13 protein-coding genes are annotated in these 19,397 nt (G+C 45.5%); 9 read left to right on the forward strand and 4 right to left on the reverse strand.

What is annotated here, in order from left to right; genetic code table 11:
• Nucleotides 1–525 precede the first annotated feature (525 nt).
• Nucleotides 526–1,296, forward strand: a complete 771-nt coding sequence (locus ACJJIK_RS03125; protein WP_444944171.1) for a hypothetical protein — start codon at nt 526–528, stop codon at nt 1,294–1,296.
• 191 nt (nt 1,297–1,487) lie between these two features.
• Here the strand turns inward: ACJJIK_RS03125 and ACJJIK_RS03130 are convergent, their stop codons facing one another.
• A complete protein-coding gene (locus tag ACJJIK_RS03130; RefSeq protein ID WP_444944172.1) occupies nt 1,488–2,432 on the reverse strand; it encodes an alpha/beta fold hydrolase in 945 nt (314 codons plus the stop codon).
• 169 nt (nt 2,433–2,601) lie between these two features.
• Between ACJJIK_RS03130 and ACJJIK_RS03135 the strand changes: the two genes are divergently transcribed.
• Nucleotides 2,602–3,393 (forward strand): nucleotidyltransferase domain-containing protein, encoded by a 792-nt coding sequence (locus tag ACJJIK_RS03135; RefSeq protein WP_444944173.1) that lies wholly within the window; start codon nt 2,602–2,604, stop codon nt 3,391–3,393.
• Between the two features lie 361 nt (nt 3,394–3,754).
• Here the strand turns inward: ACJJIK_RS03135 and ACJJIK_RS03140 are convergent, their stop codons facing one another.
• Nucleotides 3,755–3,964: a helix-turn-helix domain-containing protein gene (locus ACJJIK_RS03140; RefSeq protein WP_444931214.1), complete on the reverse strand. Its 210-nt coding sequence runs from the start codon at nt 3,962–3,964 to the stop codon at nt 3,755–3,757.
• 117 nt (nt 3,965–4,081) lie between these two features.
• Nucleotides 4,082–4,462 carry a hypothetical protein gene (locus tag ACJJIK_RS03145; RefSeq protein WP_444944174.1) on the reverse strand — a complete coding sequence of 127 codons (381 nt, stop codon included), beginning with the start codon at nt 4,460–4,462 and terminating at the stop codon, nt 4,082–4,084.
• 1,706 nt (nt 4,463–6,168) lie between these two features.
• Between ACJJIK_RS03145 and ACJJIK_RS03150 the strand changes: the two genes are divergently transcribed.
• The 6 genes from ACJJIK_RS03150 to ACJJIK_RS03175 all read left to right on the forward strand — a co-directional run bounded on the left by ACJJIK_RS03150 (nt 6,169) and on the right by ACJJIK_RS03175 (nt 14,633).
• Complete coding sequence (locus ACJJIK_RS03150; RefSeq protein ID WP_444944175.1) at nt 6,169–7,620, forward strand: flavin monoamine oxidase family protein; 1,452 nt, start codon at nt 6,169–6,171, stop codon at nt 7,618–7,620.
• Nucleotides 7,621–7,964: 344 nt separating this feature from the next.
• A complete protein-coding gene (gene vioB, locus ACJJIK_RS03155) occupies nt 7,965–11,000 on the forward strand; it encodes an iminophenyl-pyruvate dimer synthase VioB (protein ID WP_444944176.1) in 3,036 nt (1,011 codons plus the stop codon).
• A gap of 2 nt (nt 11,001–11,002) precedes the next feature.
• Complete coding sequence (locus ACJJIK_RS03160; protein ID WP_444931210.1) at nt 11,003–12,292, forward strand: FAD-dependent oxidoreductase; 1,290 nt, start codon at nt 11,003–11,005, stop codon at nt 12,290–12,292.
• On the forward strand, nt 12,292–13,428 hold the full coding sequence (locus tag ACJJIK_RS03165) for a hypothetical protein (protein ID WP_444944177.1): 1,137 nt from the start codon (nt 12,292–12,294) through the stop codon (nt 13,426–13,428). Before ACJJIK_RS03160 ends, ACJJIK_RS03165 begins: the two co-directional genes overlap by 1 nt.
• The gene (vioE, locus tag ACJJIK_RS03170; RefSeq protein WP_444944178.1) at nt 13,428–14,018 is read left to right on the forward strand and encodes a violacein biosynthesis enzyme VioE; all 591 of its coding nucleotides are present in this window, start codon (nt 13,428–13,430) and stop codon (nt 14,016–14,018) included. The genes ACJJIK_RS03165 and vioE overlap by 1 nt, the downstream gene beginning before the upstream one ends.
• A gap of 420 nt (nt 14,019–14,438) precedes the next feature.
• Nucleotides 14,439–14,633, forward strand: coding sequence for a hypothetical protein (locus ACJJIK_RS03175; protein ID WP_444944179.1), 195 nt, complete (start codon nt 14,439–14,441; stop codon nt 14,631–14,633).
• Nucleotides 14,634–14,763: 130 nt separating this feature from the next.
• Here the strand turns inward: ACJJIK_RS03175 and ACJJIK_RS03180 are convergent, their stop codons facing one another.
• Nucleotides 14,764–15,252 (reverse strand): Lrp/AsnC family transcriptional regulator, encoded by a 489-nt coding sequence (locus tag ACJJIK_RS03180; protein ID WP_444944180.1) that lies wholly within the window; start codon nt 15,250–15,252, stop codon nt 14,764–14,766.
• 628 nt (nt 15,253–15,880) lie between these two features.
• Here ACJJIK_RS03180 and ACJJIK_RS03185 point away from each other — a divergent pair.
• The gene (locus ACJJIK_RS03185; protein ID WP_444944181.1) at nt 15,881–19,393 is read left to right on the forward strand and encodes an indolepyruvate ferredoxin oxidoreductase family protein; all 3,513 of its coding nucleotides are present in this window, start codon (nt 15,881–15,883) and stop codon (nt 19,391–19,393) included.
• The last annotated feature ends 4 nt before the right edge of the window (nt 19,394–19,397 follow it).

The raw sequence follows: 19,397 nt of genomic DNA on the forward strand, positions 1-19,397 counted from the left end.
CCATGTTTTAAGGGCCCGCTCAATCTCCAAGGCACTGAGTGCAGGTTCGCGTCCACCAGGAAGATACCAAAAACAATACAAGTATTACCGTTTTATCGACAGTCTTGAGCTGAATATACCTACTCAATTAACCGTGGCCAATTTTATCGGCAGTAATCAGTACTTTCACCACTTACAGGGGCTCAGACAGAAATTAGTCCACCAGCTCGCAGCCTATCGAGCCCCGGATCAGTGACTCACAGGGGGAGGGCGATTTGGTTAAAGGTTCCAGGGATGAATAGTCGGCGACTCTCTTGCGCTGCGCATAAGGGAAATATAGATATCCTTGTTGGTGTGAGCGAGTTGCTGAGCTAACAGTGCTGTGTCGATAAATTTTGATTCATAGAGTACGTCGAGTGAATTAAATAGCTGCAAATTGGTAATATAGTACCAATACTTTCATGTTGTTACATTACTTTTAATCATTTTATTTCTTCTGCTAGAATCCGCGTCCCTTTTAGGATGATCGTTCACGGAGAACATATAATGAAAACTTTTGCTACTTTAACCGCAGCAATTGCGATTACTAGCATAGTTCCAGCTCAAGCAGAGCAGACTTTTGAACTACCTAAGTTCAGTCAGTGTTCCGCAGCTGCTTCAGCAAGTAATACCAACGATCGCGAAGTTTATCGTATCTTCTCAGACTTCTACTATGAGATAGAAGATCCGAGAGAATATGCCATTACCGCAGTACAAAACTGGGCTACAAGCTATGCAGAAGACTGCATGGATGAGACGACTCAGATCAGCCTGGATATGGTTCAGTGCGACACTTTTATTCCCGGCGCGGCGATTTGCAGAGTAGAAAGTGATGAGGGTGATTATGTTATTGTGAAAGACTATGTTGATTCAACCAACGTAGTGCTCTCCCAGCATGATCAGCAGACCTGGCCAGAAGTATACGCCTCAAAAGACCAAGAGACCCTTTGGATGGCCAGACCTGAGTTGTGCTATAGCGAGCTACTGGAAGGCGGTGGTGATTCTCAGGCATACTATTTAGATGCGTATAATTATCGCTATTTTGGTGATTATCGCTATGTATTGGCCAAAAGCAGTCGCGACTTGGTGCAGACCCTAGAGAGCCAAAACAGTCAATGTGAATATGACACTTCGGGTATTGAAGCTTACAAAATGCAGTGTTCAGAGACCTCTCAGGGTACCCAAGTATGTGCTTCAGGGAGCACTGGCGCTGGTTACTTTGTATTCGTAAGTGATGATAACCACGGTATGCACGTTATTTTTAATCGTTGGGATTAAGCCCCCTGCAGGCTCCCCGGCTGCAACCATACCCTCATAAAGGGGGATTAGTAGTGAGAGTCTTTCCTTTTACCTTAAATGCAGCTTAGCTATTTATTGTAAACCGATTTGCTATCACTGGAATTTCCGGCGGAGAAAAAGCGGCAACTGTTACTTTCAGTTGCCGCTTTTTCCAGCTGATTAGTATGTATTCATTCAGAGTTGATACAGAATTTTTGATGTATGCTTTCTTTCACTAACTGACAAAAGCGTGCGGGCTCTTCTCTTGGTAGCATATGGTTTGCTGAGTCTACTTCCAGCAAGTGAGAATTTGGAATCAGTGTGGCGGCTGAGTAAGCTACAATCTTAAACATTTGGTGAGTCTCACTACCACAGACCACGGAAGTGGGAATCAAAATTTTTGATAGTTTATTAGCGTTAATGGCTGGTTGTTCAGTTTGATTTAGCTGAGGGGAAAGCGTGTGTGCATTATCCAATTGCTGTATACGATATTTGAGTGATTGCTGAGAAAAGTAGTCGGCCCGTTTTCCTAAGCTATCGATCAATTTTTTTACTGCGATATCTAGCTGATTGTCAGCGACAGCTTTATAAACGTCAGTAAATATTACTTTAGCTTTGCTGTGATATTTTTCTCGAACTTCGCTGTTTAAGTATCCTGGATCTTCCGGTTCATAGAGGTATAGACTTTTGAACAAGTGAGGAGCTTTTATCGCCGCACTTAAGCTCACATCGGCACCATAGGACCATCCTACAAGATGGACAGGATCTATGGCCAGCCCCTCTATCAGTCCTACTAAATCATGTGCATGGGTATCAATCCCAAAAGGGTCTTTTGATGAATACCCCGGGTTGCCAAAATGTCTTTGGGTGAAAGCGGTGACTTTAAATTCCCTTGAGAGTATTTTGCAGTGATCTTCCCACATGCGAGCGTCGGCCAGCGCGCCATGCACAAATAGAATGGGGTCGCCCAGGCCTTCCTGGTAAAAGTGTATAGAGTGATCATTTATGGTAATTGAAGCTTTTTTATTTCCGCTCATATAACCGGCCTTATCTATGCCTTTTTCAGCTCTTATCATAGCGGACTGACGCTCTATATTTAATTGAGATTGCCGTCTATTAGGACCTTTGGCGGTCAAGTTCCCGAGTTGTTACCCGCTGGCTTTGTTAACAATTAGGTGATTCCCTTTTCAAGAAAGAGGAGATAGCCTGTATTCAACGACTATTCCACTTGCAGGCATAATTTGAGTATTTAGAGGTTACTTGGGGTATAGTGGGGTTGTTGCGAAATTCTTCGGATAGATGTATATGGAATCACTGATAAAAGACCGCTTAAAGACACTTGCCGCTGAGCGAAAGATAGAAATTATCTATGCCTGTGAATCTGGTAGTCGCGCCTGGGGATTTGAATCTCCTGATAGTGATTGGGATGTCAGATTTATCTATAAGTGTAATATTCAACGATACCTTACTATAGGCTCTCCCAGAGATGTAGTGGAGGTCCCGTTTGATAAAAAACTGGGGGATGAACTGGACTTAGTTGGCTGGGATATTAAAAAAACTTTAATCCTAATGAGAGCCAGCAACCCAACGTTAATTGAATGGTTGTTTTCGCCGAAAGTCTATTTGGTCAATGAAGAAGTTTTAACCTCATTGCAAAATTTGGCTTTAGAGTGTTGGCAGCCGCGAGCATTGGCACATCACTATGTCAGTATGGGGTTTAATAATTATTCCAGATTTATTCAGGAGGGTGATAGCGGCCATAAAGAGATCAAGCTTAAGAAGCTGCTTTACGTTCTGCGCTCACTTCTCAATGCGCTGTACATTAAGGAGTTTATGCAAATTCCCCCAGTGGACTTTAGCCGCATGTACAGTGAGTTATTGCCCGCCTCAGAGAATGAGTGGCTTCTGGAAGTCCTTTCTAATTTAATTGAGAAAAAGAAAAGCCTAGAGGAGGGGGATTTGATAGCTGTTGATGACAAGCTAGGTGACTGGATTCACTCAAATCTGGATAGAAAAAAGGCTAACACGATAGAAGAGAGGCCTAAGTTGGACATTTCGAACTTTGACGGACTCTTCTGTAAACTACTGGGAGTATAGTTCTAAAAATCGGGGGGACAGGAAAAGCCTGTCCGTAGGTGAATGGGGAATCAGCACCTCCCCCCAGTTTTTAAAAAGGAAATAGCGGCTAAAGTGACTGTCTCTGCAGCCCTAAACAATATATATTGGCTGCCGGCTTGGTGTTTCTGGGGCAGGAATAAGAAGCTAGTGAGTTGAGCGCCCTAGGCCCTACTGATGAACCAAGTGTGATGAGAGGGTTAGCATTTTGTGATTTTCCGCCATGGGTTGACAAATCTGGAGTGTGAGTCTTAGAGCTGATGGCGCCAAATAGTACGAATTTTGGCCGTCCTATGCTTTGAACTGGCTGTAGGTCAGAAGGGGTATTGACTCCGCGACAGACTTATTCCTCCTGCTTAAACTCTAGGATATCACCAGGTTGACACTCAAGTGCCTCACATATTGCTGATAGGGTGTCAAACCTGACTCCTTTTACCTTGCCGCGTTTTAGCAGTGACAAGTTGGCCTCAGTGATTCCTATTTGTGCCGCTAGCGATTTGGAGCTGACTTTACGCTTAGCCAGCATTACATCTAAAGTAACAATGATAGCCATGCTAAATAAACTCTTTATTTTCTTGCTCAATCTTTCTCGCAGTGCGCAAAATATAAAATATGCTCACCAATATAAAAAGAGTAAAGATTCTGCCTACGTCCAGCCCAATAAACAAGGTCAGCTCGTTACTTTGTAGGTAGGATACGTGGATTCCATCATGCGTAGTGGAATAAGCGCAGCATAAAGCCACATTAACCATAGATAGCAGCGGTCACTACCCTCGCCAAAGTAGTTTCCTTTTGCATACTCACCAAAAAGACGCCACAGCAAATAGGCAAATAACCCAAAAACGATAAAAATAGGCGCTTGCCCAAGAAGTAGCATGGATCTGTATTGGTCACCCTGACTCCATATCCCGATAAATAGGTGGTTGCTACTGCTAAAGAGGTTCTGATCAAAGAGAATAAAGTGGATCATTAAGCTGCTTATGGTGAATAAGCTAATTGCTAGGACGCCCCAGCGTAGGCTGGCACTCAACACTTGAATCTTTGGCTTCACGGGCCTGTTCCTATTAAATCTTTTGACATTATATAGTGATGCTTTATTAATGTAAAATAATGTTAAATTATTGCTTAGTGATAATTTTTTCATTTTGCAATGATTCCAGAGGCAATACTGACGCCCCTCAAGGTGGCAGCTGTATAAGGCTGCCAGCGAATTTCATCCCGGTGCTTCCCTCCTTTTATTCCCTACTGATTTGAGGTGATAGGAGAAGAATGCAGGCGTTTAAGCCGCGTTGATCAATTTAGTGTGCCACTAGAAGTCCGGAGCTTTTCCCTCTAATTGCAGATAGGGGAGGCTTAGTGAGCACACCAATCGGCTGGCGGTTTTTAGCTAAGATGGAAGTGAGTTTCTAAAATGTGACCTGTCTACTTTTATTTATGAATAACCGGTTATTGCTCAAGGTCATTGAAAATAATGATGTTATGTCTAAGTTTATCGTCAATTAGTATGAGGAGGAGTCATTTTTACTTCCGTTCGCTAACTTTAAATACCCCTCTGGTGTTTTGATTTTAGATGCGGGAGTTAATTTAGGATGCTTTGCTCACCGCTCACCGCTCACCGCTCACCGCTCACCGCTCACCGCTCACCGCTCACCGCTCACCGCTCACCGCCCAATCCTTGATCGCTAAGTTCGCACCAAGCTCGTTTGTGAGATCTTAGTTTTCCGTGCCTCTCTATATTTCTGGGTGGATAGTGGGGTTTTGCAATTAATAGCTATCGATCCAGGAAGCATTTTAGGTGGTTGAGCGGGTGCCATTGCAACCCCTCCAGAAGCAATATTAAGTATAGAAAACTTGTCTTTTTCAGTGTTTTATTTTTGATGTTGAGTGTGGGTGGGGGAGATTGCGTGAAATTGTCACTCCACTCCTTCTAGGTGGTTGTGGTGATTTCTGCCCGGGCTTATTGATTGCACTTGGTACTTTTAGGCTTAGAGTTGACCCGAAATAGGGCGCGTAAAAAATTGAGTCAAAATCATCCTTTATCAAAAATCATGATTAAAAAGATTGCTGTTTGACAGGTAAAATTACTTGCTGGTGAGTAAGGCGCTTTAGGTTTGGCTGCGCAGCGGAGAGGGGGATATTGTTGTAATGCCAAGTAATGGGGCTGTTAGGAATTATCCGCCCGATGTTAGGTTTGCTGGTGGTGTTGGCAGTTTTCGTTGGGGTATACTTCGCCCCGTTGTCTTTTTCCAGTAGTGCAGGTAGATCGGAAAAATACTCGTAATTGAAGGGCGGAATTGGTGCGTTAAGTTTATTTGGTGCAAAGTGATTGTTTGGAGATGTGAGCCATGGATTGGTAGCTCGGATTTTTTAATACTAAATTACTATTAGTTGGATATTAAGGTTAGGGGTGTATTCCTGATGTCTGACGCTTATGCTTCCTGCAGGCACTTTTTAATAAGTCTGGACCCTTATGGCGGCTTTGTGTGCAGCTCCTGCATATCTTGAGATTTTTCTGGTTTTTAGTGATTGTGGGTATTTTATAAAAATAAATTTCGTAGCAGTCCTTATGATTTTATCGCTATGTCTTACAGCCGGTCAGCTTACATTTTAAGTTAAATGTAGGTGCTTGGGTTGGGTTGATTTAAGTCGGTGAGAGGTTGCAGGTACTCCCTATGCGGGGTATGGCTTTCAAGTTGTTTTTTGTTATTTTTGTGATAGGGCAGAAGAATATGCTTCTGTGCCGCAAGGTGTTTTATTGTGCGGCTTGCTCAGGAAAGGGGCATTTTTGGCTTAATAAAATTTAATTTATTTGGTCAAAAACAAAGATTTTTTTGTGTTTTGCTCAAGATTATCTTGATTGTTAATTGGTTAATTGGTATCAATAATTGTAATTACGCTAAGGAAAGGCAAAAAATGTTGGCTAGATATGAGAGTGTGAAAATTGTAGGGGCCGGTATATCTGGCATCGTTTGTGCTCTAACGCTTGCTAAGTCAAAAATAGGGAAAAATTTTTCAATTAAGGTGTTTGAAAATACGGATCGCCCGGGTGGCAGAGCGCATGCAGTTAAGGTTCAAAACTCATTTGTGGATCTTGGGGCTGGACGTTTTTCCTATAATCTTCACCATAATGTCAAGAAAGAAATAATGAACTTTGGCTTATCCTACGAGCCTTTCCCATTTACAAAATTATGGCAGTCCCATGAATTTCACAAGAGCTTGAAAGGTGTTCTAAGGGAGCTTAAGCCACTCCTTGTTGAGCATGAGAATGATTCTTTTTTAGATTTTTTGACCTTTTATATTGGCGGCGAACGTGCAGAAAAAATGATTGATGCACTCGGCTATGATTCGCTTTCACTGCCTAACATTACACCTCGGATAGCTTTCGACATAATTGAAAAGCACCCTGAAACCCAGGGTTTCTCGGACAATTCTGGCGATGCGTGGTATAACTTGGAAGAGGGCTTTTCGTCTCTAACTGAAGCACTTTATAAGCAGGCGATAGAATACGGGGTTGAATTCTATTTTAATCATAGACTGATGTCAGTTGACCTCGATTCAACAAGTCCATCATTTACCTTTCTAAAAGATGGTGAGAAGAAAGTGCGGGTTAGTGGGGATTACAATGTCTTGGCTTTGCCTCCTACAGTAATGAGTAGATTGGATTGTGGCTTCCCGCAAGACTGGAGTGATTGTACGTATGGGGCAATTCCTTTATTTAAAGGTTTTTTATTTTACGATTCACCATGGTGGGAAGAACTCGGTCTGACCGATCATGTAATGATTACAAGCAATCAGTTGCGAAAACTCTATTTTAAGGGTGATAAGTATATATTTTTCTATACTGATGGCGATTGTGCAAATTTCTGGAAAGATTCCTCAGAAAGAGGATCGGAGTATTATCTGAAAACGGTTAAAGAATTGATTTTAGATGCGCTCCCTTCACCTTTAAATGAGCTGCCAGATCCAGTGGATCATACTTGTAAATATTGGCAGCATGGCGTTGAATTTGCAAATGAGTATGGCCCTCAGCACCCACTTAGCCTAGTCTCTAAATGCTCCAGAATTATATCTACCTCTGATGCCTATACGCCTCACTGTGGCTGGATGGAGGGTGGAATAATGGCTGGAAGGAATGCAGCAGAAATCATTCTATCCAGGGTTGCCCTGAAGCAGCAAGAGAGTGACGAGAAAGTTGCATGTCAGGCTTAAAATCTGTATGAAAATATAAAATGTCGAAACTTTTGTGAGTTGGTGGTATAAATGAGGTCGACAAGATAGCATTCTTGTACCATATGCAGAAATAGGGAAGGCCAAGTATTCATTTTGATACTGGTGGCATTTATGGATGAAAGTCTGCGTTGGGGTTCCTCGGGTTAACACTTAAGTCGAGAAATTTCCGTTAGCTAACGCCTTATAATCCATTAGTTTAATTTTTTGCTTTACTGGCTCGGATGGTCTCAAGTATGCAGCAATTTATAAGTTAAAAATTTTAATGTTTGGGCATGGATAGTTTGGAAGGGTGTATGCAATTTCTTGTGAGTGGAGGTTTATAGGTGAGCGTTCTAGATTTTCCCAGAATCCATTTCAAGGGGATTGCGCGTGTAAACGTTCCAACAGCGAATCGCAATGTAAACAATACACTAGATATTGCCTCCAACACTGCATTTAAAGATGGCAGCCCTTTTGATTTGGATTTGCCGCCTAGTGTTTACCATGAGTATTTAAGGGGCTTAGAGCCCCGATTTAATACTGAGGGTGAGCGAGATCAAAATGGTATTTTCAATCTGGCTGCCGGTTATAATATGAGGGGGAATAACCATTTTAGCTGGGAAAACACTTTTATTACCGCTGTTCAAGATGGGCCGGGAAGATATATTACAGATGATTCTCTCATTGGTAAAAAGGTAGACCTTTGGGGGCATTATAATGAGTACCTAAGAACAACTTTTAATCGTGCCAGATGGGTTGATAACGATCCGACACGTCGTGATTCAGCAATGATTTATGCTGGCCAGCTAACTATTTCTGATCCAGTAGAGACAGCTAATACAGAACATATCTTATCAGCAGATATAAATTGCCCCCACGGGGTAAGATGGATGAATAGGGGCTATATAGATACCCCGCCCCAGCATTTCCTGAATTCAGAAATGAGTGAGGCGAGGCTGTTTCAGTTCTCAGTAAAAAAAGACAGCAGTGAGTTTGTTTTTAACCAATTTGGGCTGGATTCAGAGTTTTTAGAGCTGTTAAAGCAAAAGTTACAACTTCCAAATGTACTGGGACTGAGTATCCAGTATTGCGTGTCTAATTTGTCACCTCCAGCCCGACCAAATATCCCAGTATTTTGTGACTTGCATGGTACTATTGGTTTGTGGTACCGAGAGGATATGGCCACCTGTCCCACGGGTAGAGTGTTTTATCCTGATGATAAACATCGATTTTCTCCTATTGCCATAAGTTTCCGGCCCGGCTGGGTGAGCCTGAATACGGCGATTAGTTTTCCCCATGAAAGATACTTAGAGGGCTTGCCTGTAGCTGGTGGGATGCCACCCAAGTTGAGTGATAAAGTTGACTTGGGCGACCTCTACTTAAAATCTCTGAGTGGCCGGGTGATAGCTATCGTAAAATCGAGTATCTATCAAGCCAACACTAAAAATTCTGGATTGATAGATGTTCCTCTGTTAGAGAGTGAGAGTAAATACTTATCTGAACCACTTAGGCTTTGTACGCAAGATCATGACTGGTATGAAAATGACTGGTATGTTCAGGCTGAGCAGCATATCGCAGCGATAGAGTCCCCTCACCGGTACGCAGGTGATAGCAGTAGTAAATTAATTGATATACGAAGCTATTATAGAGGGGAGCCCAAGCAAATAGACTCTCTTGCTACTCATATTCAAACGCCAGATAAGCTTATATGTAAAGCCTATATTCAGACTGACGTAACTGGCTGGGGCGCACTAAAAGTTGAAAGTTTGGCACCGGGGAGTGGCGAGGTTTTTCTGGGTGAGCGCTATGGCTCAGTACAGGTAAGGGTTTTAGGTGATGATTGGGCGCTGCTTGATGTTCCTACAGAGGAAGTGGATTATGAGTTTTTATACAAAAATGTAATGGCTTACTATGAATTGTTTTATCCATTTATGGGTGAGGCCGTTTTTAGTATGGCGGATAAGTGCAAATGTGAAACCTATGCGCGCTTAATGTGGCAAATGTGTGATCCAAAGAATCGTGATAAAAGCTACTACATGCCTAGTACGCGAGAAATGTCAGAAGCACAGTCTCATCTATTTTTAAAGTATTTATGTAATGTTGAAAAGTTGGCATTACCAAATAGTTCCGAACCCGTAAAGGCTGAAAAGGAACCTGAGAATAAAATTAAAAATAAAGAACAGTTAATAGCAGCGCTTCGCGATGCTGTTGACCTTGAATTATCCATAATGCAGCAGTACTTATATAGCGCATATTCTTTGCCAAATTATGCTGTGGGAGATGAATATGTAAAGTTGGGCCGCTGGACAAATGAGCAGCTACATTTAACTAATGGTTCTAAGGATCGTCGCCATAATTCCGGTTGGCGAGGGTGTTTGCTGGAAGTGGCACATGAAGAAATGATCCATTATTTGGTAGTAAACAACCTGCTCATGTCACTTGGAGAGAAGTTTTATCCTGGGAAGGTCCTGGTTGGCGAGGAGGCAAAAGCCAAGTTTGGGCTGGAGGTTGACTTCTCTTTCGAGCCATTCTCAGAGCATGTCGTTGCCAAGTTTGTACGTTTTGAATGGCCGGCTTATCTGCCGGCGGTAGGGAAAACAATTGCTGGTTTTTATGCGGAAATCCGACAGGCGATTGAGGAATTGCCGGATCTTTTCCCCAGAGATAAGGTTAATCTTGGTGGTGAACATCACCTATTTTTAAATGAAATTATAAATCGCGCTTATCCCGCATACCAATTTGAAGTGTACGATCGTGAAACGGCATTATTCGCTATTAATTTTGTTACTGAGCAGGGAGAGGGGGTTAGTACTGAGTCACCTCATTTCGAGGTAAGTCATTTCAATAGACTAAGATCCATTTTGAAAGATATGGTGAATAGTGAAATGCCTTTTGAGCCATCTTACACTTCACTAAAAAATCCTGTGCTTGATCCACGTGAAGGTTGTAATTTGGTTTGTGATATTGAAGCGCGCTCGATAATGCAGTTTTATGAGGGCTGCTATGCATTGATGTTTCAGATGATTGCGCAACATTTTTCTATTACGCCGCTAGGAAGTCTACGCCGGTCCAGATTGATGAATGCCGCGATAGATATCATGACTGGAGTATTGCGACCACTTTCTGTTCAGCTGATGAGCCTGCCTTCAGGAATTCCTGGACGTACTGCGGGTCCACCTATTCCAAAGCCAGCTGTAACTGAAGCGTCCATTGACATTGCTGAGGGGTGTATCGCGATATCTGAAGAGTGTAAAAAACTGCATGAAATGGCCAGGGATATTACTACAGGGATTTCTCTGCAAACACAAATTGAATTATTGCAATTCTTTCAGGAGCAAATGCAACATATTGCTGAAGGGAAAGTTTCAAGGGAAGGTTGAAAGTGAAGAAGATAATAGTTGTTGGTGGTGGTCTAGCAGGTAGCTTATTGGCTATTTATCTGGCAAAGCAGGGGTATGATGTCCATATTATTGAGAAGCGGAGCAACCCACTATTAAGTACAGATGATTACATCGACCAGGTGAGTTCTAGAGCGATTGGAGTCAGTATGACAGTAAGGGGGATTAAAGCTGTCCTCTCAGCTGGGATACCCTTTGAAGAACTGAAGGCTTGCGGTGTGGAAATTTCCGGGATGACCTTTTATGTAAAAGGCAAGCCCAAGCTAAGAGACCTGTCTACTCAAGATAAACTTAAACCTTTGTCACTTAGCCGTAGTGCATTTCAAGTGTTGCTGAATAAATATGCGGAGCGTGCGGGGGTTACATACCACTACAACCAACAGTGTGTAGATGTCGATCTGGACAATTGCAGTTTAGTGGCTAAGGATGAGCAAGATCAATTTTCTCATCATAAAGGGGATCTTCTAATTGGTGCGGATGGCGCACGCTCATGTATTCGTGATGCAATGATGTCCCGTTCGCGACGATTTGAGTTTAACCAATCATTCTTTAGGCATGGATATAAAACACTTGTGATCCCTGATGGGAAAACAGTAGGTCTTGCCCCAGATATATTGTATTTCTTTGGCATGGATTCGGGTGGCGTGTTTGCGAGTCGCGCTGCGACTATTCCAGATGGCAGTATCAGTATCGCGGTCTGCCTCCCTTACTCGGGACAAATCAGTTTGCATAGTGATGATAAAGCGGCAATGAAAAGCTTCTTTGATCATTATTATCCTATGATACCTGCTAGTGTACGCGAGGATATGCTCGAACAGTTTATGGTAAAACCAAGTAATGACCTTATTAATGTACGCTCATCGACGTTCCACTATAAAGATAAGGCATTACTAATAGGCGATTCAGCCCATGCTACAGCGCCCTTTCTTGGTCAGGGAATGAATATGGCATTAGAGGATGTTTATATTCTTTCGTGCTTGCTTGAAGAGCATGGCAGTGATTTTGGTAAGGTTTTATCAATGTTTACTGATAAGCGTAAAGCTGAAGCTGATGCAATGCAGGACATGGCCATCACCAATTATGATGTATTAAGTTGCTCTAATCCGATATTTTTTATGCGCGCACGTTATACACGATATATGGGGCAAAAGTTTCCTTCAGTGTACCCGCCGGATATGGCGGAAAAGCTCTACTTCACTTCTATGTCTTATAGTGAGCTTAGAGATGTTCAGGAAAAACAAAATGTTTGGTACAAAATAGGGCGGGTCAATTAATGAAAATTTTGGTAATCGGTGCAGGTCCAGCGGGTCTGATGTTTGCAAGCCAGATTAAGAAGCTACACCCTGAGTGGGATTTACGTATAGTAGAAAAAAACCATGTGGATGATAATGTTGTAGGGTGGGGGGTAGTGCTTCCCGGGCATGCTCAAAAACATCCTGCAAACCCTTTAACATATACTCCAGCGGATAAAACCGTGGGGGAGCAGTATCTTAATGAATTTAAGCTCACTCATAATAATAAGAGTGTGCGTAAAGATACAAATGTGACTTTGTGTGGCGCTGAACGTAAGGCTTTAGTGCGAGAGTTGCGTCAATTATGTGCTGGTTTGGACATTCCAATTGAATATGAAAAGTCGATTGAGGAAGAGTCTGATCTGGATACAGCTGCCTATGACTTGGTTGTTATGTCTACAGGGATTAGTCATACCTCAGCCTACTATAGAGAGGCCTTGAAGCCCAAGGTAAAATACGGTAGTAACCGCTATATGTGGTATGGAACATCCCAAGTATTTGATGCTATGAATTTAATCTTTAAGAAGCACGATAAAGGTGTTTTCGTAGCTCATTCGTACAAGTATTCAAATGATATGAGTACTTTTGTCGTAGAGTGCAGCGAGGAAACTTATCAAAAGGTGGGGCTAGACAAGCTTTCAGAGGGGGAGGCAGAAGATTTTGTCGCGACTCTATTTAAAGAGGAGCTTGAAGGACATTCGGTGCAAACTCAGAGCGGATTGAAGTGGCGTAATTTCATGAAAATAAGCCATGAAAAATCCTATGATGGAAATATAGCTTTGGTCGGTGATGCGCTACAGTCTGGACACTTTTCTATTGGCCATGGTACGACGATGGCCGTGGTAGGCGCACAGATTTTGGTAAAAGCCGTACATGACCACAGTGAGAATGTTGCTCTGGCTATGGAGGAATTTAACAATAATGTGATGCCAGTCATGCAATTGTTTGATAAGCATGCCACTGCTAGTCAGGATTGGTTTGAGACTGTTGAAAACAAGATGGACTTATCTGTTGAAGAAATCGCACACAGTTTTTCTGAGCGTAGAGGCCATCTTCCCCCACTGCCAGCGGCATTGGCTCAAGTGCTAGGTCGCGCTCTTGATCGTGGTGTAAATTAATGACACTAAAGAAAGATCAGAAGAAGCCCCCAAAGCTGCCAGCACAGTGGAGTAGTAGTTACATTTCGTACTGGCAACCAATGCAGGCTACAGATCATATTACATCTGGATATTGCTGGTTTGACTACGAGCGCAATGTGTGCCGTATTGATGGGCTTTTTAATCCGTGGTCAGAAACTGAAACGGGACATAGGCTGTGGATGTCTGAGGTTATGCAGCCCAACAGTTGCGAGTCTTTTAAAGCTAAAATTGCCTATGCTCGTGAGCATATGGATAGGACAAGCCAATTCGAAGCAGTAGTACTGGATAACGAGGTTGATCCTTGTCATAACCTTATTTTAATGCAGGATGTCCTTGAAGAATGTGACGCCCGCTTTGTGGGTAGGCAGGAGGTGTTGGGGCAAGATGCTGAAGCATGGACCTTTGAGCGGCCAGAAGGTAAGGGGCCAGCAACGTACTATTTTGCTTCGGGCACCAATCAATTGTTGCGTATGGTTACTGGTGACCCTAACACTATGGCGTCTATAAGAGATTTTCCTAACTTCAATACTCGTAAAATTGATCCAGAAGTTTTTAAGTCGACAGAGTAGCGTGTAGAAGTCAGGCAGTTTAGCTTGATGGTTTTGGAGCTTTAGTAATTTTTCTGTTGTATCTAATGATTCAAGCTGGGTGCGTGCTTTTTTATCGGTGATTTATCCTGATCTGTCTAAAGTATTGATGGAAAGGTGTTCTGGATAAAATTGCTTCGCACTCGGCTGAGTTCAACGGCTTACTTTTGCATGATGCAGGAAATATTATCAAAAGTAGATTGCTATGTGGTGCCCCAAACCCTCTCTCTGAGAAGTTTACTTCTTTTCATCGAATCTATTCCGTGACCATTGCAAGTGTTTCCCCACTGTCAGGTAGCAGAACTTTTACAGCAGCGGTATCTCTCTAGTTGCTCGGTCATTGTTTAAATGGTCTATTTGAGTCGGATCAGGTTGCCCGAGCAATGTATCAAAAAGGGCTGGATGTCGAATATATCTTGGCTAAAGATGAGGGGGCATGGATTTTCAAAAAATATCAACAGAATGGCTTTTTTAATAAAAATGGAAGCTTTCTTCGCTGAGCATTTAGGCGGTGAAGTTGGTCCCGGGGTGTCGGAGAAGTTTGTCAAGCACTTGGAGGGGCTTGAAGTTGATATCTCAACACTATCCGAGAAATAATGTTTAATCGGTAAAAAGAGTGCGGGTTACTTAAACAGGGCCAACGGAAAGGCCGCAGTAGCCCGCACTTTTTGCAGTTATTGAAAGTCAAATAAGTATACGCCCGCATTAGCGCAGGCGTTAAAAGGAGCTAGCCTTGGCTCTCCAATAACTGATCCAGCGGCAATTCTGTACGGTAACGCACCTGCTTCAAAGAGAAGCTGCTTTTAATATGATCGATGCCGGGAAGTTCGGTCAGCTTCTTGTCCAGGAATTCCTGATAGGCCTGCAAATTAGGTACGACAACCCGCAGCAGATAGTCAAAATCACCGGTCATCAGGTAGCATTCCATCACCTCCGGCCATTGGCCGATCACCGACTCGAAATCCTGTAATTCCTTCTTTACCTGATGGTTCAGGGTAACCTGAATAAATACACTTACCGGCAAGCCAACTTTTTCCGGCTCCAACAGGGTGACGGCGCGTTTGATAAAGCCTTGTTCATTTAGGTTTTTAACCCGTCGTGAGCAGGGTGAGGGGGAGAGGCAGACTTTTTCTGCGAGCTCAATATTGGGAATGGTGGCATCCCGTTGCAGGATTTCCAGAATTTTTTTGTCGATGGCATCCAGTAAATAGGCCATAGTTATATTCCGTATCTCATCTCTCTGAACGTACGCCGGGATCACCGGCTGCTAAACATCAACTTGCCGGTGAAACTAAGCTTCCCAGCGTTTCCCGGTCAGTTGTGCGCATTGTGTACATGGTTTTTTTTGGTTTGTTATGGCAGCCATTTCCTATACTGCACATCTTTTGTGAGACCTTCTCCGTTTTTATTAACTTCCCGCTAGTGGGTACTTTGCCCAACCTGCTGATGCCGGCCAGAAACTGATATCCCCTGATCAATTTCTGGTCTTTCCTCTAAGTGACTGAACCCTTGGCGCAAATTTAGTCACACTGACTGCGAAGCCCAGGCGTTAGCACTATAAGAGGGCATACCCTTTCTGTTGTATCCCCCAAAATACTTCATTTTGAGTGATTTGTTGCCAGTAGCAGGTCATCTTTAGCGAGTTATGGCGGCATTATGCCTGAGTCAGCCCAATTTTGGTATGACCTGCTCTGCTGGGCAGTGTTAATTTTAGCGCTACTAAACAACTCTGCTGTGTTTCGCTGTAACTAGGGAGATGCCGTGAAGCTTTTCGCGACATGTTACTGGCGAGGGAGCTCGAGTGATAAAAGCAATAAACTAATAAAGATAAATAGGTGGTACCCATGGCAATGGTCGAAGGCGATCAGGAATTGGGCTTTGATAGCGAGTATTCACTGAAAGCGGCTTTTACCCGTGAATCCGGTCGTGTATTCCTGACCGGAATTGATGCCCTGGTTCGTTTACCCATAATGCAAAAGCGCATGGATGAATTGGCGGGCCTCAATACAGCGGGTTTTATCTCCGGTTATCGCGGTTCCCCTCTGGGGGGATATGATCAAGTCCTGTGGCGGCACAAGAAGCTGTTGGCTGAGCGGGACATTCATTTCGAGCCGGGTATTAACGAGGACTTGGGGGCGACCAATATTTGGGGCACCCAGTTGCTGGATCACTACCGCCAGCAGGCGACTAAAGACGGTGTCTTTGCTATCTGGTACGGCAAGGGCCACGGTGTAGATCGCACCGCAGATGTATTCCGTCAAGCCAATATCCAGGGCACCGCAAAACTGGGTGGTGTTTTGGCGCTGTGTGGCGACGACCACACCGCAGAGTCCTCCATGTTTTCCCACAATACCGACCAGATCTTTGAGTCGGTGATGATGCCGCTTATTTTCCCGGCCTCTATTGACGAGTACCTAACTCTGGGGCTCGCCGGCATCGCGTTGTCCCGCTTTTCCGGCCTTTGGGTTGGTTTCAAGGCGATTACCGAAACCGTAGAGGCCGGTGCCTCCCTGATTGTGCCGGAGCTGCCCCAATTTACGATTCCCGCTGATTTTCCAATTCCGCCCCACGGGTTGAACTACGATCCCCACCTGAACTGGCCTGCCGAGCGCCTTGAGTATGAGCGCCGTATGCTCGAGGAGCGCTTGCCCGCAGCCAGGGCATTCGCCTATGCCAATCGCCTGGATAAAACCACCCATAGTGCGGAGCAAAAACGCTTCGGTATTGTGACGGTCGGCAAGGCCCACGGTGATCTGCTGGAAGCCCTAAAGCTGCTCAATTTGTCGGAGGCGGATCTCAATTCGGCGGGTATCTCTATTTACAAAGTGGCGATGTCCTGGCCGCTGGAGCCCCGGGGCATCAGTGAGTTCGCTAAAGGTATGGAGCGTCTGCTGGTTGTAGAGGAAAAGCGGCCCCTGGTAGAGGATCAGTTGAAGAACCTGCTCTACGGCTGGGCGGACAGCTATCGGCCGAAGGTAGTAGGCAAGAAAGATCTGGATGGCAACGACTTGCTGCCGGCAATTTGGGGCTTTGGCCCGGATCAGGTGGCCAAAGCCATTGCCCGCTGGCTGGCGGATACTGAACTGGCGGTACAGCTGATCCCCTTGGCAGAAAAACTGGGGGGCAATGTTGCTGCAAAGGCTCAAGGCTTACTGGCTCGCGAACCAATTTTCTGTGCGGGCTGTCCCCACAATAGCTCTACCAAACTGCCTGAAGGCAGTTTGGGCAGTGCCGGTATCGGCTGCCATATTATGGCTCTGGGCAAGGGCCTGCGCACCGATACCTATTCCCATATGGGAGGCGAGGGCGCCCAGTGGGTGGGATTGCATCGCTTCTCCAGCGCAGAGCATATTTTCCAGAATATGGGTGATGGAACCTACAATCACTCGGGTCTGCTGGCCATTCGTCAAGCTGTGGCGAGCCAGGTCAATATCACTTACAAGATTCTTTTGAACGATGCGGTGGCCATGACCGGTGGTCAGCCCGCCGATGGTGAAGTCAATGCCCCCTCGCTGGCCGCACAATTATTGGCCGAGGGCGTTGGCACCGTCGTTCTTTTGACTGAAAACCCGGATCACTGGCGTGAACATCGCAACCAATTACCCGCTGCGATAGAAGTTTTACCTCGCTCTGAGCTGGACGCTGTACAGCGCCGTTTGCGGGAAACTGCCGGCGTTACTGCAATTATCTACGAGCAGGTCTGTGCAGCCGAAAAGCGCCGTCGCCGCAAGAAAAAGCAGATGGTCGATCCGTCTCAGCGGCTGCTGATTAATCACCGGGTCTGCGAAGGTTGTGGTGACTGTAGTGTGCAGTCCAGCTGTATAGCCGTAGAACCACTGGAAACGCCATTCGGGCGCAAGCGCCAAGTCAACCAGTCCAGCTGTAACAAAGATATGCGCTGTGCCGATGGCTTCTGTCCGAGCTTTGTGACTGTGGAGGGGGGAGAGCTGAAAAAACCGCCGGTACACTCTCTGGCAGATGCTCTGGATGTGGCGATTGCCGGCTTGCCCGCAGCGCTGCTAGCACCTCTGGCCGAGCCTCTCAGCATCTTGGTGGCAGGTATTGGTGGCAGTGGCGTACTTACTGTGGCGGCACTGCTGGGTATGGCGGCACACTTGGAGGAGAAGGGCAGTACCACTTTGTACTTTACCGGTCTCTCACAGAAAAATGGCGCCGTAGTTGCTCATGTGAAAGTGGGGGGAAACCCCGAGGCGATTACCACCGCGCGTATTCGCGATGGTGCGGCACAGTTGTTGCTGGGCTGCGATATGGTCACGGCTGCTAGCCAGCGGACCAAGTTTGCCAGCGGTGAAATGCGTGCCTTGGTAAATACCGCTGAAGTTCCGGTGGCGGCCTTTGTTCGCGATAACGAGCTGGCATTCCCCGCCGACGCAACCGAGCAGAGTATTGAGTCCCTGTGTGCAGAGTATTTTGCCTTTGATGCGAACAAATATGCCCAGGCACTGTTTGGCGATACCGTAGCCAGTAATTTGATGGTTATGGGATTCGCCTGCCAGAAAGGGCTGTTGCCCATTGGTGAAGCGGCTCTGGAGCGGGCTATCGAACTCAATGGCGTGGCGGTAGAGAACAACTTGCGCGCTTTCCGCGCGGGCCGTTTACTGGCGGAAAACCCTAAAGCGATCGAGCAACTGGCAGTGCCGGCCAAACCGGTGAAATTGGTGGAGCCCGAGGAATCGCTTGAGCAATTGATAGAGCGACTGGCGGCAGAGCTTCGCGATTATCAAAGCTCGGCCTATGCTGCGGAGTTTACCCGCCATATAGAGGCGCTGCGCACCGCAGAGGCCTCGCTGCCCGGTAGTCGCGGTGAACTCAGCCGAGTGGCCGCGCGCAGTCTTTATAAGGCGATGGCCTATAAAGATGAATATGAAGTGGCACGCCTCTATAGCGGTGAAGATTTCCAGCGGCAGCTGAGTGAAACATTCAGCGGTGACTACACCCTTAAATTCCATATGGCGCCGCCGCTCCTGGCTAGGCCCGATAGCAGTGGGCGAGTGCGCAAGATACAGTTTGGCCCCTGGATAGGTAAGCTGATGCCGCTGTTGGCCCGGGGTAAGGTATTGCGCGGTACCGCTCTGGATATTTTTGGCTATACCCAGGAGCGCCGTGCCGAGCGGCGCTGGGCCCAACAGGTAGCTAAGGCTATCGATGGGGTGGCCGCGCATCTGTCGGGTGAAAACCTGTCTGCGGCCCAAGAGCTACTCGAAATCCCCCTTCGGGTTCGCGGCTATGGCCATGTGCGCGAAGAGAAGTTTGCGGCGGTCAATGATCGTTGGGGCGAGTTGTCCGCACTATTTGTGGATGGGGAGCAGGAGCCGACTTCTCTGGCGGCGTCTTAGGCAG

Source organism: Microbulbifer regidiadema (SeqCode), assembly GCF_052466995.1.

Excerpts from the sequence above, each read along its gene's own strand:
- ACJJIK_RS03140 (WP_444931214.1), bottom strand. The coding sequence starts at position 3,964 with ATGGCTATCATTGTTACTTTAGATGTAATGCTGGCTAAGCGTAAAGTC.
- ACJJIK_RS03135 (WP_444944173.1), top strand. The coding sequence starts at position 2,602 with ATGGAATCACTGATAAAAGACCGCTTAAAGACACTTGCCGCTGAGCGA.
- ACJJIK_RS03185 (WP_444944181.1), top strand. The coding sequence starts at position 15,881 with ATGGCAATGGTCGAAGGCGATCAGGAATTGGGCTTTGATAGCGAGTAT.
- ACJJIK_RS03175 (WP_444944179.1), top strand. The coding sequence starts at position 14,439 with ATGTCGAATATATCTTGGCTAAAGATGAGGGGGCATGGATTTTCAAAA.
- vioE (WP_444944178.1), top strand. The coding sequence starts at position 13,428 with ATGACACTAAAGAAAGATCAGAAGAAGCCCCCAAAGCTGCCAGCACAG.
- ACJJIK_RS03125 (WP_444944171.1), top strand. The coding sequence starts at position 526 with ATGAAAACTTTTGCTACTTTAACCGCAGCAATTGCGATTACTAGCATA.
- ACJJIK_RS03180 (WP_444944180.1), bottom strand. The coding sequence starts at position 15,252 with ATGGCCTATTTACTGGATGCCATCGACAAAAAAATTCTGGAAATCCTG.
- ACJJIK_RS03165 (WP_444944177.1), top strand. The coding sequence starts at position 12,292 with ATGAAAATTTTGGTAATCGGTGCAGGTCCAGCGGGTCTGATGTTTGCA.